Source organism: Streptomyces sp. NBC_01017 (genome assembly GCF_045162795.1).
Lineage (GTDB): Bacteria > Actinomycetota > Actinomycetes > Streptomycetales > Streptomycetaceae > Streptomyces > Streptomyces machairae.
Map to the genome: position 1 here is coordinate 1,822,799 of NZ_CP108683.1, position 21,768 is coordinate 1,844,566.

Here is a 21,768-nt window from a genome sequence, read left to right on the forward strand (position 1 = left end):
ACGATGGGACCGATGCCATGCCTCTTGACGGCGAGTACGAGCCCAGCCCCACCAAATGGGTCCGCGATCAGGTGGAGTTGTACGAGAACTCCGGCGGCACCGAGGGCACGACCCTGATGAACACGGGGCTGCCCGTCATCCTCCTCACGACCCGGGGCGCCAGGAGCGGAAAGATCCGCAAGACGCCGTTGATGCGCGTGGAGCACGACGGCCGCTATGCCGCGGTGGCCTCGCTCGGCGGGGCGCCCAAGCACCCGGTCTGGTACCACAACGTCAAGGGCGACCCCCACGTGGAGCTCCAGGACGGCGCGGTGAAGCGGGACATGAAGGCCCGCGAGATCACCGGTGCGGAGAAGGACGAGTGGTGGGAGCGGGCCGTGGAGGCGTATCCGCCGTACGCCGAGTACCAGCAGAAGACGGACCGGGTGATCCCGGTGTTCGTCCTGGAGCCGTTCGACCAGGACTGATCAGGCCCCGGGAAGGCCGGACCGGACCTCCCGCAGGGACTGATCGGGGCTCCGGAAACTTTTTCTCCCGGGGAACGCATGAACCCCCGTTCGCCGGGCACACGTGCGTCAGGCCCCGCCGCGTTCCCCCGTCGCGGCGGGGCTTCCTTGTGCCTCGCGCGCGGAGCGTTCGGTCACGTCGAGGAAGATCTGGTCCGCCTCGGCCACGGTCCGGGCGATGGACCGCTTGATGCGGACGGCGACCTCCTCCACCTGCTCGCTGTCGATCCCGGGCACCAGATCGACCCGGGCCGCCACCAGGGCCGTTTCCAGTCCTGTCTTCATCGTGAGCAGGGCTTCCACGCTGTCGATCTCGGGCTGTGCCTCCAGCAGCGCCCGGATCCGGCCGGCGGCCTCCGGGTCGGCGGCCTCCCCGATCAGCTGGTCGCGGGCGTCGCGGCCCAGTCGGTAGGCGACGAAGACGAGCAGTGCGCCGATCGCGAGCGACGCGGACGCCTCCCACACGACCTGCCCGGTGACCATGTGCAACGCCATGCCGGCGAAGGCGAGGGTCACGCCGATCACCGCCGTGCCGTCCTCGGCCACGACCGTGCGCAGGGCGGGGTCACGCAGTCCGTCCGCGGCGCCGCCCTGCCGGCGTACCTGGTACAGCGCCCGCAGCAGCGACAGGCCCTCGGCGACGAAGGCGACACCGAGCACGACCATGCCCGCCACATACCCGGTGAACGTCTCCTCGCCGCCGCCGCGCAGTGCCTCGAAGCCTTGGAAGAAGGAGAAGCACCCACCCATCACGAAGATGCCGACGGCCGCGAGCAGCGACCAGAAGAAGCGCTCCTTGCCGTAGCCGAAGGGATGGCGGGCGTCCGCGGGCCGGCGGCTGCGGCGCAGCGCGGCCAGCAGGAAGACCTCGTTCAGGCTGTCCGCCACGGAGTGCGCCGCTTCCGACAGCAGCGCGGGCGACTGGGCCAGGAGTCCGCCGACCGCCTTGGCGACGGCGATGACGAGATTGGCCGCGAGAGCCACCAGGACGGTGACACGGGTCCTGTGGTCGGTCTTCGGTTCTGTGGAGGTGCTGCTCATTTGTCACCGACTGCCCCGGTCGATGGGGCTCACACCGTGCCGTCGGCGGATTTCGGGGGACTCGGTGAGATCGGGGAACCCGGCATACGGCAGACGCGTACGGCAGAGAGGAGCCAGGTCATGAGCGGCGGGGGCAACACCGCCTACGGGAGGAAGAAATTCCAGCGGTCCAGGGCCCACTTCACGGACCGGATCACCGCGGACGGGCGGGACGGCTGGCCGGTGGAGGCGGGGCGCTACCGTCTGGTGGTCAGCCGTGCCTGCCCGTGGGCGAGCCGGTCACTGGTGTCCCGGCGGCTGCTCGGCCTGGAGGACGCCCTGTCCCTGGCCGTCGCCGACCCCATCCAGGACGACCGCAGCTGGCGCTTCACGCTGGACCCCGACGACCGCGACCCGGTACTCGGCATCCGCTACCTCAGCGAGGCCTACGACAAGCGGGAGACCGACTACCCGGGCGGCGTCAGCGTGCCCGCCATCGTGGACGTGCCCAGCGGCCGGCTCGTCACCAACGACTATCAGCGGATCACCATCGACCTCGCCACCGAGTGGACGGCCCTGCACCGCGAGGGGGCACCCGACCTCTACCCGAAGGCGCTGCGGGACGAGATCGACGCCGTGATGGCGGACGTCTACGACGACGTCAACAACGGGGTGTACCGGGCGGGCTTCGCCACCGGGCAGCAGGAGTACCAGCACGCGTACGCGCGACTGTTCCGGCGGCTTGAGCTGCTGGCGGAGCGACTGGCCGGGCAGCGCTATCTGGTCGGCGACACCATCACCGAGGCGGACATCCGGCTGTTCACCACTCTGGTCCGTTTCGACGCCGCCTATCACGGCCACTTCAAGTGCAACCGCTGGAAGTTGACGGAGAACCAGGTGCTGTGGGCGTACGTCCGCGACCTCTACCAGACGCCGGGGTTCGGTGACACCGTCGACTTCGACCACATCAAACGGCACTACTACGAAGTCCACAGCGGCATCAACCCGACCGGCATCGTGCCGCTGGGGCCGGACCTGTCGGGCTGGCTGACGCCGCATCACCGTCAGGAGCTGGGCGGCAGGCCGTTCGGCGACGGGACACCGCCAGGGCCGGTCCCCGAGGCCGAGCGGGTACCGGCGCACGGGCGGCCCTGACCGACGAAGGAGGCGCAGACGCACATGGCCAAGAAGAACAAGCAGAAGAAGATGAAGCTCCCCCTCGCCTACAAGCCCCTCGGATTCGCCCTCGGCTGGGCGAGCGGGGCGCTGGCCGGGCTCGCCTTCCGCAAGACCTGGATGGCGATCCGGCACGAGGAGGACGCCCCCGACGCCCTGGACCGGGACCGCGGCTGGGGAGAGATCCTGCTCGCGGCAGCGGTCCAGGGCGCCCTGTTCGCGGCGGCGCGCAGCCTGGCGGACCGCACGGGCGCGAAGGCGATCGAGCGCTCGACGGGCGTGTGGCCGGTCAGCGACAAGGGCGGCCGGGACTGACGGCCGGGACCGGCGGTCCCGCCGGCACCGAGGGCGGACTGAGCCCCGCTGCGGTGCCGGCGGCGGGAGTCAGCCCTGCTTCGGTGCCGTCGGGGCCACCGTGCGCAGCATGAAGGAGTGGCCGGCCGGGTCGGCGTAGCCGCGTTCCTCGTGGGGGCCGGCCGCGTCCTTCGCCTCCACGGGACGGCCGCCGAGCCCGACGATCTTGCGCTCCGCCTCGTCCAGGTCCTCCACCACGAAGTCCAGGTGGGCCTGGAGGGAGTTCTCCGGGCGCGGCCAGCTCGGCGGGGTGGCGTTCATGTCGCGGCGGAACGCCAGCCGGGTCCCGTCGGCGCCCCTGATCTCGACGCGGTTGGCGGTCGCGTCCGTCATCTCGCCTTCCAGCAGATCCCGGTAGAACTCGGCGAGCTTCTCGGGCTCGGCGCAGTCGAGCACCACGAAACCCGCTTTGACCAGTGGCATGTCTCCTCCGAAGGGTCCGGGGCACGGGACGTCCTGCCCCGTTGCCTGCACCCCAACGGGTGTCCCGGCCAGGCTGTTTCAGTCCGCCACCAGCCACTCGCCGTCCCGCATCAGTTCCCGCCCGTCCAGTTCGTCGGCCTCACGCCAGGCCTGCACCCGGGTCGGCCGGACGCGGAAGTACAGGTAGGGCGTGCTGAGTCGGCGCGGGTCGAAGCCGGTCCTGGTCGCGAAGAGGTCGCCCTCCTCCTCGGACAGCTCGGCCGGGGCGATCGTCTCGACCGTCCCCTCGACCATGACGACGTCGCGGGTCGGCCCGATGCCGAGGCGTGTTCTGCCGGTCGCCTTCAGGTTCCGGCCGGTCGGGCTCGTGGCCGGCGTGGCGAGCAGCAGGGTCGAGCCGTCCCACAGGAAGGACAGAGGGACGAGGTACGGCAGTCCCCCGGCGGCGTCGGCGGTGGCGACCCACACGTCCTCGTCGTGCTCCAGTCGGTGCAGGGTGTCCTGCTTGCGTTGCTTGGCCGGGCGGGCGGGTGGCGGGGTCATCGGTGAACGGTCTCCTCACGGAACGGCGGTGACGGGCGGGTCCAGTGTGGCCGTCGGGCGTCCCGGCCGGGCGTGGATTTCCGCCCGTCGGGCCGCGGCGGCGGTGAGCAGCAGGTCCAGGGCCGCCGGATAGGAGCTGTTCGGCATGTCGGCCACGAGATGACGGGCGGTGGCGGCGATGTGCGGGTGGGATTCGGCGGGCAGCCGCGCGTACGTCGCCCGCCAGACGGTCAGCTCCGCCTCGCGTGCGGCCTTCGGCATCGCCACGCTTGCCGAGTCCAGGGCGCCGTACGCGAGGGCCTGGTCGACGAAGGCGTGGTAGATCCGCACCGCCTCCGCGTCGGGGAAGCCCGCGTCGCGCAGCACGCCGAGGATCGTCTCGACGGCCTGGATCTCGTACGCCCGCCCGGTCACCCGGTACGAGCTGAGCACCGCCGCCCGGGGGTGGGCGAGGGCGCCCGCGTGCATACGCAGGCCGAGATCCCGCAGGTCGGCGCGCCAGTCGCCGGTCGGGCGCCAGGTGCGCAGGGTACGCCCGATGAGTTCGTCGGCGATGGCGAGCATCAGGTCGTCGGTGTGCCGGAAGTATCGGTACAGCGAGCTGGGGTCGGCGCCGAGCGCACGGCCGAGGCGGCGTACCGAGAGGGCGTCGGTGCCGTGCTCCTCGATCAGCCTGAGGGCCGTCTCCACGATCAGCTCCTCGGACAGGACGACGCCCTGCTTGGTGGGGCGCCTGCGCTGCCGGGCGGTGGGCGGGACGACGCGGTCGGTCATGGGCGCCTCCGTGGGCCGGTGAAACCGAGGTCGATGGGCGAGACCTTACGACAACACCGTTGACCTGTTAACCCCCCGGACAGTTTCATGTCCGCTCATCGGGGCCGCCCAGGCCCCCCGGTGCGAGCGGAGACCGGCCATGTCCGACAACCCCTACAGCGTCGACCCACCCGCGCGGCCCGAGCTGCGCAAGTCCCTCGGCGTCCTGGACGGCGTCGCCATCGCCGCGTCCAGCACGGCCGCGACCACCAGCATCGGCATCGGGCTCGGCGTCACGGCCGGCGTGGTCGGGCTGCATCTGCCGGCGATCATGCTGCTGGCGTTCCTGCCGGTCCTGGGCATCGCGGGCGCCTTCTCCCGGCTCAACAAGGTCGAGCCGAACGCGGGCAACGGCTATGTGTGGGTGGGCCGTTCGCTCACGCCCTGGCTGGGCTTCATGGTCGGCTGGGTGAACCTCGTCGCCGTGCTGGCGTTCCTCGCGTACACCACCGCGGTCACCGGTTCGGCCCTGCTCCAGCTGGCCGGGGACGCCGGGCTGCACCGGGTGGGCGACCTCGCGCTGGACCCGGGTTCGACCGCGCAGACGACGGCGGTCGGCATCGTGGTTCTGGTGGCGGTCACACTGACCGCCGTGACCGGCATCCGCAGCGCCGCGCGCCTCCAGGCCGGGCTGCTGGTCTTCGAGTACGTCGTCCTGCTGGGCTTTTGCGGATACGGCATCGTCACCGGCCCGCACGACTTCAGCCTGAGCTGGTTCGACCCGTTCGCGATCCCCTCGGCGACGGCGCTCGCGCAGGGGCTGCTGCTGTCGGTGTTCTGCTACTGGGGCTTCGAGTCGGCGTTCAGCGTCAACGAGGAGGTCCGCGACCCGCGCGACGCGTCCCGGGCCGGGATCACCACCCTGTTCACCATGCTGGGCCTGTTCCTGCTGGGCTCGATCGCCTTCCAACGCGTCCTGTCCGAGGAGGAGTTGGTGGGCCACGGCGCCGAGGGCCTGGCCTTCTTCGGCGACCGGCTGGCGTCCCAGCCGTGGGCGGCGCTCCCGCTGATCGCCCTGATGTTCTCGGCGGTCGCCTCTCTGCAGGCCGGGGTGATTCCCACGGCCCGGGCGATGTTCGCGATGAGCCGGGACCGTACGGTCGGGCCGGTGTGGTCCAAGGTCAGCCCCCGGTACGGCACTCCGGCCGCCGGGACGGTGCTCATCGGCGCGCTCGCGGCGGTGGTCGCGGGACTGGCGCTGGTCATCCCCCGGCTCGCCGACATGATCATGGCGACGGTGAGCGCCGTGGGCATCGTGGTCGCCCTGTCCTACGCCCTCACGGCCATCGCGGCCGCCGTGCGCTTCCGCTCCCTGCTGCGGGAGGACTGGCGCGAGGGCATACGGGCGGTCGTGCTCCCCTCGCTCAGCGCGGCGGCGCTGCTCGGCCTCGGGGGCTACCTCGGCTGGTCGTTCTACACCTCCGCCGACCACTTCGAAGTCAGCGCGGACAACGGCTGGTTCCTGCTGGCCACTCCCCTGGCGATGATCGCGTCCGGCTTCGTGGCCGCCGCCTGGGCGAAGTGGGTGCGCAAGTCGCCGTACTTCCGCACCGGCAAGGGAACCGACGCCGACGCGCCCCGGCTCATCGCCACCTCCTCCCGATAACCCCCTACCAGGAAGCGGACCATGTACGCAGATCTCCTCTTCACCGGCGGCCCCGTCCTCACGCCCGAGGGCCGCACCGCGACCGCTGTGGCCGTCACCGGCGACCGCATCACTGCCGTAGGGCGGGAGGAGGTGCACGATCTCGCCGGGCCACGGACACAGGTGGTGGACCTCGCCGGGCGGCTGCTGCTGCCCGGGTTCCAGGACGCGCACGTGCATCCGGTGCCGGCGGGGCTGGAGCTGACCCAGTGCGACCTGACCGGGGCGAAGACGGCGGACGAGACCCTCGCCGCGGTGCGCGCGTATGCGGAAGCGCATCCCGAGCGGGAGTGGATCACCGGCGGCGGCTGGTCGATGGAGGCGTTCGAAGGCGGTACGCCGACGAAGGAGCTGCTGGATGCGGTGGCGCCCGACCGGCCGGTCTATCTGCCCAACCGTGACCATCACGGCGCCTGGGTCAACAGCCGCGCCCTCGCGCTCGCGGGCATCACTCGCGACACGCCCGACCCTGCCGACGGACGGATCGACCGGGACGCCTCCGGCGAGCCGAGCGGCACGCTCCAGGAGGGTGCGATGCAGCTGGTGGGGCGGCTCACCCCGCCCGCCACGCCGGCCGACCGGGTGGCGGCGCTGCTGCACGCCCAGCGGCACCTGCACGCGCTCGGCATCACGGCCTGGCAGGACGCACTGGTCGGGGACTTCCTCGGCATGGACGACCCGTCACAGGCGTATCTGACGGCCGCGCGGGACGGCTCGCTCACCGCCCGCGTCGTCGGGGCGCTGTGGTGGGACCGCGAGCGCGGCGCCGAGCAGATCCCCGAACTGGTCGAGAAGCGGGCGACGTTGAGCCATGGTCGCTTCCACGCGGGGAGCATCAAGCTGATGCTGGACGGCGTCGCCGAGACCGGGACGGCGGCGCTCCTTGAGCCCTACCTCGACAAGTGCGGCTGCGCGACTGCCAATCGGGGCACCAGCTTCATCGACGCGGGGCAGCTGCCCAAGTACGTCACCGAGTTGGACGCTCTGGGCTTCCAGTGCCACTTCCACGCCCTGGGCGACCGTGCCGTACGCGACGCGCTGGACGCGATCGAGGCGGCGCGGGCTGCGAACGGGCCGAGCGACACGCGGCCCCACCTGGCTCACCTCCAGGTCGTCCAGCCGACCGACGTGCCGCGCTTCGCCCGGCTCGGGGCCACGGCGAACATCCAGCCGCTGTGGGCCGCGCACGAACCGCAGATGGACGAGCTGACGATTCCGTTCCTGGGGGCCGAACGCGCCGCGTGGCAGTACCCGTTCGGCGCACTGCTGCGCTCCGGCGCCCGGCTCGCGGCAGGCAGCGACTGGCCGGTGAGCAGCCCCGATCCGCTCCAGGGGATCCATGTCGCCGTCAACCGCACGGCGCCGGACGTGACACCGGGCGACGGCGACACGCCGGTGTTCCTGCCCGGCGAGCGCATCGGACTCGCCGAGGCGTTGACCGCCTACACGGCGGGCTCGGCGTATGTGAACCACCTGGACGACACGGGCGAGGTACGCGCCGGTGCGCTCGCGGATCTCGTGGTCCTGGACCGCGATCCGTTCAACGGGGCGGCCGAGGCGATCGCACAGACGCGGGTCGCGATGACGTTTGTGGGGGGCGCGCGAGTATACGCAGCTCATGAGGCGTGAGCAGTAACGGACATCACGGCCGGGTCACGCGTAGATCATTTACGATCTGGGCAGTCTCGTAGCGATTTTCGGTTCAACCTTCGTATGACGAAGCCCAGTTCGAGTGCACGGGCGGTCAAGGTGACCGCCCGTTCGCAGGGGCGGGGGACTCTGCGGTCCGTCTCCCGAAAGGAAGCACATGCCTCAGGACGTCAGGTTCGACCTCCCCTTCGACACCCCGGTCAGTGAGCATCTGGAGTACGCCCGGGCACGGCACCTGCGCTGGATCTGGGACATGGGCCTGGTGCGCAGCCACGCCGGGTTCGAGGAGTACAGGTCGTGGGACCTGCCGCAGGCCGCCGCCCGCACCTACCCGCACGCCTCGGCGGACGACATGGTCGTCCTGATGAACTGGTTCTCCCTCGCCTTCCTCTTCGACGACCAGTTCGACGCGAACCAGCCGGACCGCGCCGAGCGCATAGCCGAGGTCGCGCGTGAGCTGATCGTCACGCCGCTGCGCCCCGCCGGCACCCGACCCCGTGTGGTCTGCCCGATCACCCTGGCCTGGGCCGAGGTCTGGAACCACCTCTCGGATGGCATGCCCCTGACATGGCAGACGCGGTTCGCCGCCTCCTGGGGCCGGTTCCTCGTGGCGCACTGCGAGGAGGTCGACCTGGCGGCCCGCGGCCTGGAGGGGACGCTGGGGCTCGACGAGTACGCGATCTTCCGGCGCCGTACGGTCGGCATCCACCACAGCATCGACGCGGGCGAGCGCAGCCGCGGGTTCATGGTGCCCGCGCAGGCGATGGCACATCCGCTGATGGAACGGATGCGGGACCTCGCCGCGGACACCATCGGCTTCATGAACGACATCCACTCCTTCGAACGCGAGAAGCGCCGAGGTGACGGCCACAACCTGATAGCCGTGCTGCACCGGGAGCGACGGTGCTCGTGGGAGGAGGCGGCCGACGAGGCGTACCGGATGACGGTCGCGTGCCTCGACGAGTACCTCGAACTGGAGGCGAGCGTCCCGCAGATGTGCGACGAACTCGCCCTGGACGCCAAGGCGCGCGACGAGGTGCGGATGGGCGTGGAGGCCATCCAGCACTGGATCAACGGCAACTACGAGTGGGCGCTGGTGTCCGGCCGCTACAGCGCGGCGAAGGACGGGCCCGCGGCGGCCGCCGAGTTGGCGGGGCGGGGGTCCGTGGACGACCTGCTGGCCGTATAGGGAAAGCGACTTGAACGACGAAGCCGTCCGGCCGGGACAAACCGGCCGGACGGCTCGCTTGTGACCGTTATACGGGGAACTCGACCGGCAGGCTGTCGAGCCGCGACTCCCAGGTGGAGGCCGTCGAGGCCAGCTCCTCCGGCGGTACGGCCAGACGCAGTCCCGGCAACCGGTGCAGCAGGACGTCCACGGCACCCTCGATGATGGAGCTGCCGGTGTTCTGTCCGGGGCACTCGTGCGGTCCGGCGCTGAACGCCAGGTGGGACTGGTTGCCCTGGACGGAGACCCCGGCGTCCGGCCGGATCTCGGGGTCGGCGTTGCCGGCCGCCAGGCCCAGGACGAGCAGGTCGCCCTCCTTGATCTGGCAGCCGCCGAGTTCGAGGTCGGCGGTCGCGAAACGTCCCGGCAGCACGACCAGCGGCGGGAAGTTCCACATCACCTCCTCCACGACCGCGGACACACTCAGCTGACCGCTGACCAGTCCGGACAGCCGGGACTCGTCGGTCAGGACCAGCTGCAGGACCCGCGCCAGCAGGTTGCTGGTCATGTTGTGGGCCGTGATGAGCACCAGACGCAGGTGGCTGACGATCTCGTCCTGGTCCAGGCCCGCGTGGTGGTCGATGAGCCCGGTGGTGAAGTCGGAGGCCGGTTCTTCGCGCTTGCGGGCGGCGAGGTCACCGAGGATGGTCATGACGCGCTCGTTGTGTTCGAGCGCCTCCGCACCTCCGTTGAGGACCAGTTTGCAGGACTCCGCGAGATTACGGCTCTCCTTCTCCGCGAGCCCGAAAACCCGGCACAGCACCAGCATCGACAGGTACTCGGCGAAGTCGGCCACCAGGTCGGCACGGCCCTCGTCGGCGAACGCGTCGATCAACTTGTTCGCGTAGTGGGCCACATGGCGGCGGATGCCGCGGCCGGTCATGGCCTGCAGGTTGTCGGTCACCGCCGCCCGTAGTCTGCGGTGCGGCTCGCCGTCCTGGGAGACGGCGTCGGGACGCCAGCCCAGCACCTGGATCAACGGCGAGGTGGCGTCGACCCGGCCCTCGTTCCAGTCCCGCCAGATGCGTGAATCCCGGGCGAACTGGAGGGGGTTGTCCAGCACCCTGCGGTTCTCCCGGTAGCCGAGCACCAGCCAGGCGGGCACGTCGCCGTCGAGCAGGACCGGCGCGACGGCGCCGTACTCCTTGCGCAGCTGCGCGTAGACACCGTGCGGGTCACTCGCCACACCGGGCCCGTAGAGCCGCGTGAAGCCCTCGCCATGCGCGACAGGGCACCCGCCGGGCGCATCGGGATCGTTTAAGGGCTGGGCGTTCATCGGGACTCCAGGGCGACGGCGGAGCGTTCCTTCAAGTGACGTATCAGGGCGACGAGGACGTCACGGCTGGAGGCCCGGTCGCGGGCGTCGCAGGCCACCACCGGGGTGTGCGGGGAGATGTCGAGGGCGTCCCTGATCTCCTCGACCGGATAGTCCTTGGAGTCGGGGAAGACGTTCAGCGCGACGACGAACGGCACGTCCTGCCGCTCCATCTCCTCGATCGCCCGGAAGCTGGAGGCGAGGCGACGGGTGTCGACCAGGACGACCGCGCCGAGCGCGCCCTTGAACAGCCCGTTCCACAGAAACCAGAACCGCTCCTGTCCGGGCGTGCCGAACAGGTACAGCGTCAGGCTCTCGTTGAGGCCGATCTTGCCGAAGTCCAGGCTGACGGTGGTCTGCGTCTTGTCGGCGACACCGATGAGGTGGTCGACGTCGGCACTTGCCTGGGTGAGCGTCTCCTCGGTGGTGAGCGGCTTGATGTCGCTGACCGACCGGACCATGGTGGTCTTCCCGGTGCCGAAGCCGCCGGCGATCATCACCTTCACCGAGCGGGTGCCCCCGGCACCGGGCCCGCCCGGCTGGTCAAAGCCTTTCAAGTCCACTGAGTACCTCCTCAAGGAGCGCGAGGTCGGGCCCGCGGCCGGCGTGGTGTGCCGATATGGGGTCACGGGCTTCGACGTGGCCTGCCTCCAGCAGATCCGTCAGCAGCACCGCGAGAATGTTGAAGGGCAATCCGAGATGGGCGCCGAGTTCGGCCACCGACAGCGGATCGCGGCAGCGCCGAAGGATCTCCTCGTGCTCGTGCTGCAACCCCGGTGCGGGGGCGGTACGGGTGACGATGAGGGTTGCCACGTCGAGACTCGACGCCGAACCGCCCGGTCCGCTACGGCCCCGGGTGAGGACGTAGTAGCGCTCGAGACCGGACGGGTTCGTGGGCCGGCGGGGAGCACTCATCCAGAGTGCTCCTCCTGGCGCGGAGTGGTGCCGAGCAGTTCGCCCATCCTGCGCGCCAGGTCCCTCATCTGATGGCCGAGCAGGCCCTGGTCGAGGCCTTCCCGGGCGAGGACGCCGAGATAGGTCTCCACTCCGGCCCGGACGACGAAGAGGTGGCCGCCGTCGACCTCGATCATCGCCAGCCTGAGCTGTCCCGCGTACTTGGGGAACTGCTCGGCGACCGGCTGGGCCAGTGCCTGCAGCCCGGCCACGACGGCCGCGAAGCGGTCCACGTCGTCGGGGTCCTCGGCGCCGTAGGAGGTGATGGCCTTGCCGTCGCTGGAGGCCACCAGGGCGAAGTTGATCTCCTGGATGCTCTCCACCAGGTCGCGGAGCGCCCAGCTCACGTCGGTTCCCTGTTGCGTCATGGGGACTAGTCGCTTCCTTCAGTGCTGTGCGGCTCGGTGGACTCGCGGCCGACGGCCGGCCCGCCTTCCTCGCCGGGCTCGCGGCCCGCGGTGGCGAAGGCGGCCAAGCCTGCGAAGGACGCGTCGGGCGGCACGGCGACGACGGAGGTCGTGTCGTCGTCCCGCTCCGGACGTCCGGCCGGCTCGTGGCGGGCCTCCTCGTTCCGCTTGCTGCGCCGGCGGGGCAGGCCGCCGGGCGTGGTGTCCACGGCGTCGCCGAAGTCGGCCGGGGCCGCTTCGACGACGGCCGGCTCGCGCGCCGGTGCAAAGGCGCCGGCCGGTGCCGTCGGGGCGGGCGCCGCCGGGGTGGCGGAGGCGGCCGCGGGCAGCGGGCTGAAGTACTTGTGCGGGACCACGACCACCACCGAGGTACCCAGCCACGGCGAGTCCGCGAAGGTGACGCGGATGCCGTACCGGCGGGCGAGGATGCCGACGACGCGCAGACCGATGTTCGCGTCCTCCGAGATGCCGCCGAGGCCCGCGCCCTGCGCGGTGCCCGCGAGAGCGTGCTCGGCCTCGCGCTTCTTCTCCTCACTCAGCCCCTTTCCGGAGTCCTGGATCTCGATGCCGACGCCGTTCGGGACCTCCTTGCCGGAGACGACGACCGGCTCGGTGGGCGGCGAGTAGCGGGCGGCGTTGTCCAGGAGGTGGGCGAAGATCAGCGTGAGGTGGTCCACCATGCCGCCGTCGACGCCGAGTTCGGGCAGGTGGCGTACGTCGATCCGGTGGAAGTCCTTGATCCGGCCGATGCCGCCGCGGACCACGCTGAGCAGGCGCTGCGGCTCCTGCCACTGCCTGCCGGGCCGGTCGGAGCCGCCGAGGACGGTGACGCTGGCGGCGAGACAGTCGGCGGGGCCGATCGCCTGGTCGAGCTCCATCAGGCCCCGGGCGACGGCGGGCAGCCGGCCGTGCTCGCCCTGGAGGTCGTGCAGACGGCCGCGGAGCTTGCTGGTCAGGACGTGGATGCGGCTGCCGATGCCGACCACGGCGTGCTCGGCGGCGGTCGAGCGGTTGAACTCCTCCTCGACGCCGACCAGCGACGTGCGCAGGACCTTGCGCAGGTTTGTCTGCAGCTCGGCGCTGACCTTCGCGCACTGGTTGACGCTCGGCAGGACGTCGTCGATGGACTCGCCCTCGCGCAGCTGGCGCAGCGCCTCGGGCAGCTGCTCGTCCGCGAGCCGGACGACTGCGGCGAGCTGGTGGGCCAGTTGCTCCTGCCAGACCTCGGCCTGGTCGGCGAGCTGGGCCTCGTACGACTTGGCCTGGGCGGCGATCCGCTCCTCGTAGGAGGTGCTCTCCTGGGCCAGGCGCTCCTCGTAGGAGCGGGCCTGCTCGGCCAGTTGCGCCTCATAGGCGCCCGACTGCTCGGCGAGCCGGTTCTCCAGGGCGCCGCGTTCGGCGCTGTACTTCCGCTCCAGGCCCGCGACATGCTGCTGCCACTGCTGTGAGTGCTCGGCCTGCGAGGTGCGGAAGTCGCCCTCGGACCGGCGCAGTTGGGTCCGGGTGCGCAGCAGGAGTCGTACACACACGGCGCTGGCGGTGGTGGCGGCGACACCGGCGATGCCGGCGGTTATTCGCTCCGAGCTCATGAACGTGGCGGCAACGGTCCCACCTCCTAAAGCCAGTGGCATCAGCCACCAGCTGTACCAGGCGACAGGGGGCCGCGCCGCCGGGGGCGGAGTGGCGAGTTCCATCTGCATCCTTCGAGGCGACGATCGAACATTGGGGGTGTGCTGGGCGATCGCACTCATGAGTACGCACCGCAAGTTGACCGATCGCGACCGGGTCAACTCGCAGTGCCGAACGGGAGCTTATCGGGTTTGAACGCGAAAGGATCAACCACGAAGGTTGGCGGACGTGAGTATTCCGTCACTGTCAGCCAAGCGAACGAACATCGACAAATGCCTTTACTGATCGGCACAGTTGACCAAACCGGGCATCGCGCCGGGGCGGAGGGGCTGCGGGGAGGCTAACGGGCGGCGGCCGTTTGGAACGTACGGCGATACGCCTGCGGGGACACCCCGATCGCGGCGTGCAGATGCTGGCGCAGCGAGGCGCCCGTGGCGAAGCCGACCTGGCCGGCGATCCGGTCCACCGAGAGGTCGCTGGACTCCAGCAGATGCCGGGCGCGGACGACGCGCTGCTGGATCAGCCAGCGACCGGGGCTCATGCCGACCTCGTCGTTGAAGCGGCGCGCGAAGGTGCGCAGGCTCATCCGGGCGTGGCCGGCGAGGTCGGCCAGAGTGAGGGGCTCGGCGAGGCGCTCCAGGGCCCAGACGCGGGTGTCTGCGGTGCTCGCCGCTCCGCTCTGCGGAACGGGCTGCTCGATGTACTGGGCCTGGCCACCGTCCCGGAAGGGAGGCACGACACAGCGCCGGGCGACCGCGTTGGCCAGCTCGCTGCCGTGGTCGGTGCGGACGATGTGCAGGCAGACGTCGACACCGGAGGCGGCGCCCGCCGAGGTGAGGATCCGGCCGTCGTGGACGAAGAGGACGTCAGGGTCGAGGTCGACGTGCGGGTAGCGGCGCCGGAACGGCTCGGTCACCTGCCAGTGCGTGGTGGCCCTGCGGCCGTCCAGGAGGCCCGCCGCGGCGAGGACGAAGGCTGCGGTGCAGATGGACACGATGCGTGCGTCCGGGCGGATCCGCGCGAGCGCGCCGGCGACCTCGGCGGGCAGCTCCACGGGGATGTACGGGACGGCCACGGAGGCGACCACCACGGTGTCGGCGGTGGCCAGAATCTCCGGGCCGTGCTGCACTCCGATCGTGAAGTCGGCGTTGCTGTGCACCGGTCCGCCGTCGACGCTGCAGGTCAGCACCTCGTACCGGCCGTCGGCCGCGCCGAAGATCCGGCTGGGGATGCCCAGCTCGAAGGGGTAGACGCCGTCCAGGGCCAGCACCACGACGCGCTCCACCCGACCGTCGCCGCGTCGCTCGCCCTCACACTGCTCACCAAACTGCTCATCACGCATGGCACGATCCTATCGAAGGTTGGCAATCGTGCCATATCCCGGGGCGGCGGATCCCGGCAGGCTGGTTCACCATGAGCAATGTGAGCACGATGCGAGCCATCAGCCAGGACGTTCTCGGCGGTCCCGAGGTCCTCAAGGAAGTGGAAGTTCAGCGCCCGGCCCCCCGCCCCAACGAGGTACTCGTCCGGGTACGCGCGGCCGGCCTCAACCCGACCGACTGGAAGCACCGCGACAACGGCGGATTCCTGGGCGAGCCGCCCTTCGTCCTGGGCTGGGACGTCTCGGGTGTGGTCGAGACGGTCGGCATCGGCGTCGTCCGGTTCCAGCCCGGCGACGAGGTCTTCGGCATGCTGTCCTACCCGTTCGGCCATGGCTCGCACGCCGAGTACGTCACCGCACCGGCACGCGTCTTCGCGCACAAGCCGGCCTCGGTCGACCACATCCAGGCGGGCGCGCTGCCGCTGGTCTCCCTCACCGCCTGGCAGGCCCTGGTCGAGTACGCGGACGTGCAGCCGGGGCAGCGGGTACTGATCCACGCGGCCGCTGGCGGGGTCGGGCACGTGGCCGTGCAGATCGCCAAGGCCCGGGGCGCGCATGTGATCGGCACGGCGAGCGCGGGCAAGCACGAGTTCCTGCGGGGCCTGGGCGCGGACGAGGTGATCGACTACCGGGAGACCGACTTCGCCGAGGCCGTGAAGGACGTGGATGTCGTCCTGGACACCCTGGGCGGTGAGACGTCCGTGCGCTCGCTGGGCGTGCTGCGCCCGGGCGGCGTCGTGGTCTCGATCCTTCCGGTCGGTTCGGACGACTTCTACGAGGAGGCCGAGCGGCTCGGCGTCCGGGCACTGCGGATGCTCGTGGACTCCGACCGCGCCGACCTGCGGGCGATCGCCGACCTGGTCGACAAGGGCCAGTTGCGCGCCGAGATCGCCGGCACGTTCCCGTTGGCCGATGCCGCCGAGGCGCATGCGCTGGGCGACACCGGCCGGACCGCGGGAAAGCTGGTCCTGACGGTCGACTGAGTCGGATCGGCCGATCGGCCGCCCCTCACGACTCGGTCGACTCCCGGTCGACTCGGTCGGCTCGCGGTCTATTCGGTCGGCTCGCGGTCGATTCGGTCGGATGGGTCAGAACGTCAGCACGGGCTTGATCGCCTTGCCCGCGCCCATGTCCCGCACCGCCTGGTCGATGTCCGCGAACGGATAGCTGCTGATCAGGCGGTGCAATGGGAGTCGGCCTTCCTTCACCAGCCGGACCAGGGCGGGGATGAAGGTCTGCGTCTCGGCGTCGCCGAGGGTGAGGCCGACGATCTGCTTGCCGCCCAGCAGTCCGTTGACGTCCAGGGCGACTTCGGTGCCGAAGGGCGGGGCGCCCACGACGACCAGGGTGCCGCGGGCGGCCAGCGCGTCGACGCCCTGGCGCAGGACGCCGACGTTGCCGGTGGTCTCCACGACGCCGTCGGCGCCCTGGCCCCCGGTGATCTCGCCGAGCGCCTCGCCGAGGTCGGCCTCGGCGGCGTTGACGGTGTGGGTGGCGCCCAACTCCTTGGCCAGCGACAGGCGTTCGTCGACCCGGTCGACGGCGACGATGTGGGTGGCGGGGGTCAGAGCGGCGGCCATGACCGCGGAGAGGCCGACGGCTCCCGCGCCGAGGACGACGACGGTGCTGCCGGTGACCGGCCTCAGCACATTCCATACGGCGCCGACTCCGGTCTGCACGCCGCAGCCGAGCGGGGCGATCGAGGCCAGCGGCACCTCCGGGTCGACCTTCACCAGGCTGCGTTCGTCCACCAACGCCCGCTCGGCGAAGGAGGACTGGCCGAAGAAGTGCCCGCCCAGCTCCTCCCCGCCCCGGCTGATGGTGCCGGTTCCGTCGGCCCGTCGGCCGCCGATGAGGTTCAGCGGCAGCCAGGTCGCGCAGTACGCGGGGTGGCCGCCACGGCAGGTGCGGCAGTCACCGCACGAGGTGAAGGACAGCACGACGTGGTCGCCGGGCGCGACGCCGGTCACCGCCGGGCCGACGGCCTCGACGACACCCGCGCCCTCATGTCCGAGGACGCCGGGGAGCGGGAAGGGCAGTCCGCCGCTCGCCACACCGAGGTCCGTGTGACACAGACCGGTCGCCACCATGCGGACAACGGCCTCGTGCGGTCCGGGCTCGTCGAGCTCGACGTCACAGAGGGTGAAGGGCGCTCCGCCGGACTCGACGACGGCGGCACGAGTGGGGATGGACATCGTACGAACTCCTTGGCGGGGGCGCTCAGTCGAGCGAGACGACGACGGACTTGGTCGTGGTGTAGGCGTCGAGCGCCTCGGTCCCGTACTCGCGGCCGAATCCGGAGTCCTTGACCCCGCCGAAGGGGACCGCGGGGTCGAGCATCGCCCAGTCGTTGACCCAGACGATGCCGGCCCGGAGCCGGTCGGCGACTCGGTGGGCACGGGCCAGGTTGCCGGTCTGGACGCCGGAGGCCAGCCCGTACGGCGTGGAGTTGGCCAGCTCGACGGCCTCGTCCTCGGAGTCGAAGGGCTGGACGGTGAGCACCGGGCCGAAGATCTCCTCCTGGATCACGCGGGAGTCGTTCGGCAGGTCGGCGATCACGGTGGGCTTGTAGTAGTAGCCGCCGCCGAGGTCGAGCCGCTCGCCGCCGCAGACGATACGGCCGCCTTCCTTGCGGGCCAGTTCGACGTACTCCTCGACCTTGCGCAGATGCCGCTCCCCCGCCATCGGGCCGATGACGGTCTCGGGCCGCCGGGGATCGCCCAGCGGAACGTCGGGCACGGCGTCGGCGAGGATGCCGAGCAGCGTGCTGTGGACCTGGCGGGCCACCAGCAGCCGGGGTCCGCCCATGCAGAACTGCCCGGTGTTGAAGACGAACCCCTTGATGATCGCCCCGACGGCCTTCTCCAGATCGGCGTCCTCGAACACGAGGTGGGCCGCGTTGCCGCCGAGCTCCATGGTCACGGGCTTGAGCGACTCACCGGCGAGGGCGGCGACCCTGCGGCCGACCGCGGTCGAGCCGGTGAAGGCGACCTTGTCCACTCCGGAGTGCCGCAGCAGCGCCTCGCCCGCGGCGGGGCCACCGGTGACGACGTTGACCACGCCGTCGGGGACACCGGCGCGCTTGAAGAGCTCGGCCATGTACAGGGCGCTCAGCGGGGTCTCCTCGGCAGGCTTGTGCACCACCGTGTTACCGGCCGCGAGCGCCGGGGCCATCTTCGAACCGGCCAGGATCAGGGGGAAGTTGTACGGCGTGATCGCCGCGACCACCCCGATCGGCCGGCGGCGGACGTAGGCGAGGGCGTTCATGGGCGTGTCCCGGACGGAGCCGTCCAGGGACTGGGCGAGGGCGGCGAAGTACTCGTAGTCGTTGGCGGCATTGGTGACGTCGACGGCATGGGCGAGCGTGATCGGTTTGCCGACGTCACGGCTCTCCAGCTCGGCGATGGTGTCGGAGTTCTCCCGGATCAGTTCGGCGACCCGGTACAGCACCCGGCCCCGCTCGCGGCCGCTCAGTCCGGACCAGGCACCGTCGTCGAAGGCCTCCCGCGCGGCGCGCACGGCCGCGTCCACGTCGGCGGCACCGGCGTCCGCGACGGTGGTGACGACGGCACCGCGGGACGGGTCGACCACCTCGGCGCGCGCTCCGTCGGCGGCCTCGCGCCACTGGCCCCCGATGAACAACCGACCGGGTTCGATCTCGAAGGTGGTCATCGCCACTCCTCAGCCTCATCGCCAAGATTTCAACCAACAGGATTCCTGTTTGTCCGCAGTCTCATTACAGACAGGTTTCCTGTCAATGCTCTAGGCTGAAGTCATGCTCGACACCCAGGCAGCCAAAGCCCATCCCTCGCTTCTCTACATGGTGAAGCAGGTGGAGCTGGTCGTGCGCTCCCACCTGGACGAGCTGGTCAAGCCGTCCGGGATCACCGCGCTCCAGTACACGGCACTGACCGTCCTGGAACGCCACGACGGACTCTCGGCCGCACAGCTCGCCCGCGACTCCTTCGTCACCGCGCAGTCGATCGCCGATCTCGTGCGATCCCTGGAGGGCCGCGGGCTGGTGCGCCGGGAGCGCAATCCCGACAATCGCCGGGAGCTGCAGATCCTGCTGACCGACGCCGCGCGTGAGCTGCTGGCGCGGCACGCGGGGCCCGTGCGGGAGCTGGAGGAGCAGATGGTGCGAGACCTCACTGCTCATCAGGCCGAGCAGTTCCGCCAGGCACTCTCCAAGGCCTGGCACGCGCTGTCGTAGTCAACCCCAAACATCACGCGAAGCCTCTGACGCAAATCAAAGACATATGTCAATCGAACATGCTCAGATTCGCTCAATCGAGGGTAACTTGCAGTGCGGGGACAGGATTTGCGCTCACCCGGGCTGCATCCCCGCCGCACCCTGAGCAGGTTGGAGGCGATGTCGTCGTGCAGCAGGAACCTGCGCCGTTCAGCCGGCATCTGCGCGTCCATCGGCACCGGGAACACACGGTGCTGGAGTTCCGCGGCGAGATCGACATCGCCGCCGCGGTGGAGATCGCCCCGTACCTGGACCGGGTCACGGCGCACCCCGACGCGCGGATCGTGATCGACCTCAGGATGGTCGAGTTCTTCGACTGCTCCGGACTGCGCCTGCTGTACCGGGCCCGCGGCCGGACCTTCGACCACGGCGGGCAGTTACACCTGGTCTGCACTCACCCGCTCACCCTGCGCGTCCTGAGGATCACCGGCCTGTCCCGGCTGCTGCCCCCGCATCCCACCCTGGACGCGGCCCTGAACCAGCCGGAGGCCACGTCCGGCACGTTGTGAGGGCCTCGCCCCCTGCTATTCGGTGCCCGGCGCGTCGAACAGGGCGCTGACGGACTCCCCGTTGTGAATGCGGCGCACGGCCTCGGCGAGCGCCGGGGCGATGGACAGGATCCGCAGCTTCTCGGTGCGCTCCTCCGCGGGCACCGGCACCGTGTTGGTGCACACGATCTCCAGTACGTCGGGCTGCTCCCCGATCCGCTTCAGCGCGCCGGACGCGAACAGGCCGTGCGTACAGGCCACGCGGATCGAGCGCGGCCCCAGCTCCCGCAGCCGGTCGAGGAGCTCGAGGACCGTGCTGCCCTTGGCGATCTCGTCGTCCAGGATGATGACGTCCCGACCGGTCACCTCGCCGATCACGGAGTTGATGCTGACCCGGTCGTCCGCGAACCGCTGCTTGGCACCGGCGGCCACCTGGGCACCGATCATCCGCGCGAACGCGGCGGCCTCCTTGGCGTTGCCCAGGTCCGGCGACACGACGGTCGTACGGGAGAGGTCGTACTGCCGGAAGTGCGCGGCGAGTTCGCGCAGCGCGTGCAGGTGGTCGACCGGCACGGTGAAGAAGCCGTGCACCTGGGGCGAGTGCAGCGTCATCGCGAGGACCCGGCCGGCGCCGGCCGACACCATCAGGTCGGCGACGAGCCGGCCGCCGAGGGAGATGCGGGGCGCGTCCTTCTTGTCGGAGCGGGCGTAGGAGTAGTGCGGCATGACGACGGTGATCCGGCCCGCGGAAGCGCCGCGGGCGGCGTCGCACATCAGCAGCAGTTCTACGAGGTGTTCCTGCACAGGCCGGACCAGGGGCTGGATCAGGAAGACGTCCCGTTCCCGGCAGTTGGCCTGGAGCTGCACCTCCAGGCAGTCGTTGGCGAACCGGCTGACCCGGCTGGGGCTGAGCGGCACCCCCAGCTGCGCGCAGACCTCCGCCGCCAGTTCGGGGTGGGCACTACCGCTGAACACGGCGATCTCTCGCACGATCCGCTCCTCGAATGATCATTCCGGGTGGCGGACTCATGCTACTGACCTCGGCAGAAACGTTGCAGCGCGGCCGTGGGCGTGGACGTCCCTGCCCCGCTCGGAGGTGCCGATCGGCCAACGATCCGGTCCTCCAGGGGGTTTGGGGGTATCCGAAGGGCAGGGAAGGAGGAACGTCGACATGACGACTCCCATCAAGCGCATCAACAAGCGCATGCCCGGCTGGGCGAAGGTGGTGAGCGCCCTCGTACTGGTGCTCGTCGTCTTCTTCGCCGGGATCCGGTTCAGCGTGCTCCCCGGCCTCAAGGACCTGTTCGGCACCGAGACCAACGACCGCTCGGGTCCCGCACTGCTCCAGTCCATCCAGGACATGAGCCGCTACGACGCCGCCTCCGGCAACTTCCAGATCGTCGTGGATCTGGAGAAGGACGCCAAGCTCCTGCCCGACGCGATCCGCGGCTCCCGCACGCTGTACGTCGGTGCGGGCACCGTGGACGCCTATGTCGACCTCGGCAAGGTCGGCGAGGACGACGTCACGGTCAACGAGGACCGTACGTCCGCCACGCTCCGCCTGCCGCACGCCGCCCTCGGCAAACCGTCCCTCGACCCCGACCGCTCCTACGCCGTCTCGAAGCAGCGCGGTCTCCTCGACCGCCTCGGTGACCTCTTCTCGGACAACCCGAACAGCGAACAGGCCGTGCAGAAGCTGGCGGTGAAGCACATCGGCGACGCGGCCAAGGACAGCGAACTGACGGCCCGTGCCGAGACCAACACCACCGGCATGCTCGAAGGCCTGCTCCACTCACTGGGGTTCAAGGAGGTGAAGGTGACGTACGGGGCCTGATGCGCATGGCTTTTCCCCGGGTTCACGGGCGCCTGCCCTGAGGGACTCCGGGCGGGCCTCGCGAAGCCATGTCAAGGGGGTGCCGGAGCGCTCGCGCGGCGAGAAGCCACGTGGGCGCTCCGGTGAGGCCGATGCCGACGACGCCCGGCG

23 protein-coding genes are annotated in these 21,768 nt (G+C 70.6%); 10 read left to right on the forward strand and 13 right to left on the reverse strand.

Going from position 1 to position 21,768, the window contains the following annotated elements; genetic code table 11:
* Nucleotides 1-17: 17 nt before the first annotated feature.
* Complete coding sequence (locus tag OG331_RS08600) at nt 18-467, forward strand: nitroreductase family deazaflavin-dependent oxidoreductase (RefSeq protein WP_406193628.1); 450 nt, start codon at nt 18-20, stop codon at nt 465-467.
* Between the two features lie 108 nt (nt 468-575).
* Here the strand turns inward: OG331_RS08600 and OG331_RS08605 are convergent, their stop codons facing one another.
* The gene (locus OG331_RS08605; protein ID WP_406193630.1) at nt 576-1,547 is read right to left on the reverse strand and encodes a cation diffusion facilitator family transporter; all 972 of its coding nucleotides are present in this window, start codon (nt 1,545-1,547) and stop codon (nt 576-578) included.
* 120 nt (nt 1,548-1,667) lie between these two features.
* Between OG331_RS08605 and OG331_RS08610 the strand changes: the two genes are divergently transcribed.
* Together OG331_RS08610 and OG331_RS08615 are read left to right on the forward strand one after the other, a co-directional pair.
* Nucleotides 1,668-2,681 (forward strand): glutathione S-transferase family protein, encoded by a 1,014-nt coding sequence (locus OG331_RS08610; RefSeq protein WP_406193632.1) that lies wholly within the window; start codon nt 1,668-1,670, stop codon nt 2,679-2,681.
* Between the two features lie 24 nt (nt 2,682-2,705).
* Nucleotides 2,706-3,017: a DUF4235 domain-containing protein gene (locus tag OG331_RS08615; protein ID WP_362385694.1), complete on the forward strand. Its 312-nt coding sequence runs from the start codon at nt 2,706-2,708 to the stop codon at nt 3,015-3,017.
* A 69-nt stretch (nt 3,018-3,086) separates the two neighbouring features.
* Here the strand turns inward: OG331_RS08615 and OG331_RS08620 are convergent, their stop codons facing one another.
* The 3 genes from OG331_RS08620 to OG331_RS08630 all read right to left on the reverse strand — a co-directional run bounded on the left by OG331_RS08620 (nt 3,087) and on the right by OG331_RS08630 (nt 4,796).
* Nucleotides 3,087-3,479, reverse strand: coding sequence for a VOC family protein (locus tag OG331_RS08620; protein ID WP_406193634.1), 393 nt, complete (start codon nt 3,477-3,479; stop codon nt 3,087-3,089).
* A gap of 78 nt (nt 3,480-3,557) precedes the next feature.
* Nucleotides 3,558-4,022 (reverse strand): pyridoxamine 5'-phosphate oxidase family protein, encoded by a 465-nt coding sequence (locus tag OG331_RS08625; RefSeq protein ID WP_406193636.1) that lies wholly within the window; start codon nt 4,020-4,022, stop codon nt 3,558-3,560.
* Between the two features lie 15 nt (nt 4,023-4,037).
* Nucleotides 4,038-4,796 (reverse strand): TetR/AcrR family transcriptional regulator, encoded by a 759-nt coding sequence (locus OG331_RS08630; RefSeq protein WP_406193638.1) that lies wholly within the window; start codon nt 4,794-4,796, stop codon nt 4,038-4,040.
* Between the two features lie 139 nt (nt 4,797-4,935).
* Between OG331_RS08630 and OG331_RS08635 the strand changes: the two genes are divergently transcribed.
* The 3 genes from OG331_RS08635 to OG331_RS08645 all read left to right on the forward strand — a co-directional run bounded on the left by OG331_RS08635 (nt 4,936) and on the right by OG331_RS08645 (nt 9,319).
* Entirely contained in the window at nt 4,936-6,441 is a 1,506-nt protein-coding gene (locus OG331_RS08635; protein ID WP_406193640.1) for an APC family permease, read from the forward strand.
* 21 nt (nt 6,442-6,462) lie between these two features.
* On the forward strand, nt 6,463-8,109 hold the full coding sequence (locus OG331_RS08640; protein ID WP_406193642.1) for an amidohydrolase: 1,647 nt from the start codon (nt 6,463-6,465) through the stop codon (nt 8,107-8,109).
* 178 nt (nt 8,110-8,287) lie between these two features.
* On the forward strand, nt 8,288-9,319 hold the full coding sequence (locus OG331_RS08645; protein WP_406193644.1) for a 7-epi-alpha-eudesmol synthase: 1,032 nt from the start codon (nt 8,288-8,290) through the stop codon (nt 9,317-9,319).
* A gap of 67 nt (nt 9,320-9,386) precedes the next feature.
* Here OG331_RS08645 and OG331_RS08650 read toward each other — a convergent pair whose 3' ends face one another.
* The 6 genes from OG331_RS08650 to OG331_RS08675 form a co-directional block, all read right to left on the reverse strand.
* The gene (locus tag OG331_RS08650; protein WP_406193646.1) at nt 9,387-10,634 is read right to left on the reverse strand and encodes a cytochrome P450; all 1,248 of its coding nucleotides are present in this window, start codon (nt 10,632-10,634) and stop codon (nt 9,387-9,389) included.
* Nucleotides 10,631-11,236: a GTP-binding protein gene (locus tag OG331_RS08655; RefSeq protein ID WP_406193648.1), complete on the reverse strand. Its 606-nt coding sequence runs from the start codon at nt 11,234-11,236 to the stop codon at nt 10,631-10,633. Before OG331_RS08655 ends, OG331_RS08650 begins: the two co-directional genes overlap by 4 nt.
* Nucleotides 11,217-11,588 (reverse strand): DUF742 domain-containing protein, encoded by a 372-nt coding sequence (locus OG331_RS08660; protein WP_406193650.1) that lies wholly within the window; start codon nt 11,586-11,588, stop codon nt 11,217-11,219. Before OG331_RS08660 ends, OG331_RS08655 begins: the two co-directional genes overlap by 20 nt.
* The gene (locus tag OG331_RS08665) at nt 11,585-11,995 is read right to left on the reverse strand and encodes a roadblock/LC7 domain-containing protein (RefSeq protein ID WP_328420191.1); all 411 of its coding nucleotides are present in this window, start codon (nt 11,993-11,995) and stop codon (nt 11,585-11,587) included. Before OG331_RS08665 ends, OG331_RS08660 begins: the two co-directional genes overlap by 4 nt.
* 5 nt (nt 11,996-12,000) lie before the next feature.
* On the reverse strand, nt 12,001-13,728 hold the full coding sequence (locus OG331_RS08670; RefSeq protein WP_406193652.1) for an ATP-binding protein: 1,728 nt from the start codon (nt 13,726-13,728) through the stop codon (nt 12,001-12,003).
* Between the two features lie 275 nt (nt 13,729-14,003).
* On the reverse strand, nt 14,004-15,005 hold the full coding sequence (locus OG331_RS08675) for a GlxA family transcriptional regulator (RefSeq protein ID WP_406193654.1): 1,002 nt from the start codon (nt 15,003-15,005) through the stop codon (nt 14,004-14,006).
* A 71-nt stretch (nt 15,006-15,076) separates the two neighbouring features.
* Here OG331_RS08675 and OG331_RS08680 point away from each other — a divergent pair, with 71 nt between their 5' ends.
* On the forward strand, nt 15,077-16,027 hold the full coding sequence (locus OG331_RS08680) for an NADP-dependent oxidoreductase (protein ID WP_406193656.1): 951 nt from the start codon (nt 15,077-15,079) through the stop codon (nt 16,025-16,027).
* Nucleotides 16,028-16,132: 105 nt separating this feature from the next.
* Here the strand turns inward: OG331_RS08680 and OG331_RS08685 are convergent, their stop codons facing one another.
* Together OG331_RS08685 and OG331_RS08690 are read right to left on the reverse strand one after the other, a co-directional pair.
* Nucleotides 16,133-17,239 carry an NAD(P)-dependent alcohol dehydrogenase gene (locus OG331_RS08685; protein ID WP_406193658.1) on the reverse strand — a complete coding sequence of 369 codons (1,107 nt, stop codon included), beginning with the start codon at nt 17,237-17,239 and terminating at the stop codon, nt 16,133-16,135.
* A 25-nt stretch (nt 17,240-17,264) separates the two neighbouring features.
* Nucleotides 17,265-18,716 (reverse strand): aldehyde dehydrogenase family protein, encoded by a 1,452-nt coding sequence (locus OG331_RS08690; RefSeq protein WP_406193660.1) that lies wholly within the window; start codon nt 18,714-18,716, stop codon nt 17,265-17,267.
* A 103-nt stretch (nt 18,717-18,819) separates the two neighbouring features.
* On the opposite strand from OG331_RS08690, the gene OG331_RS08695 reads away from it, so the two are divergent.
* Nucleotides 18,820-19,257 carry a MarR family transcriptional regulator gene (locus OG331_RS08695; protein WP_363036251.1) on the forward strand — a complete coding sequence of 146 codons (438 nt, stop codon included), beginning with the start codon at nt 18,820-18,822 and terminating at the stop codon, nt 19,255-19,257.
* A gap of 167 nt (nt 19,258-19,424) precedes the next feature.
* Nucleotides 19,425-19,805 (forward strand): anti-sigma factor antagonist, encoded by a 381-nt coding sequence (locus OG331_RS08700; RefSeq protein ID WP_406193662.1) that lies wholly within the window; start codon nt 19,425-19,427, stop codon nt 19,803-19,805.
* A 15-nt stretch (nt 19,806-19,820) separates the two neighbouring features.
* On the opposite strand, the gene OG331_RS08705 is transcribed toward OG331_RS08700, so the two are convergent.
* Complete coding sequence (locus OG331_RS08705) at nt 19,821-20,774, reverse strand: ribose-phosphate diphosphokinase (protein WP_406193664.1); 954 nt, start codon at nt 20,772-20,774, stop codon at nt 19,821-19,823.
* Between the two features lie 181 nt (nt 20,775-20,955).
* Here OG331_RS08705 and OG331_RS08710 point away from each other — a divergent pair, with 181 nt between their 5' ends.
* Nucleotides 20,956-21,618 carry a DUF4230 domain-containing protein gene (locus tag OG331_RS08710; protein WP_406193666.1) on the forward strand — a complete coding sequence of 221 codons (663 nt, stop codon included), beginning with the start codon at nt 20,956-20,958 and terminating at the stop codon, nt 21,616-21,618.
* Nucleotides 21,619-21,768 lie beyond the last annotated feature (150 nt).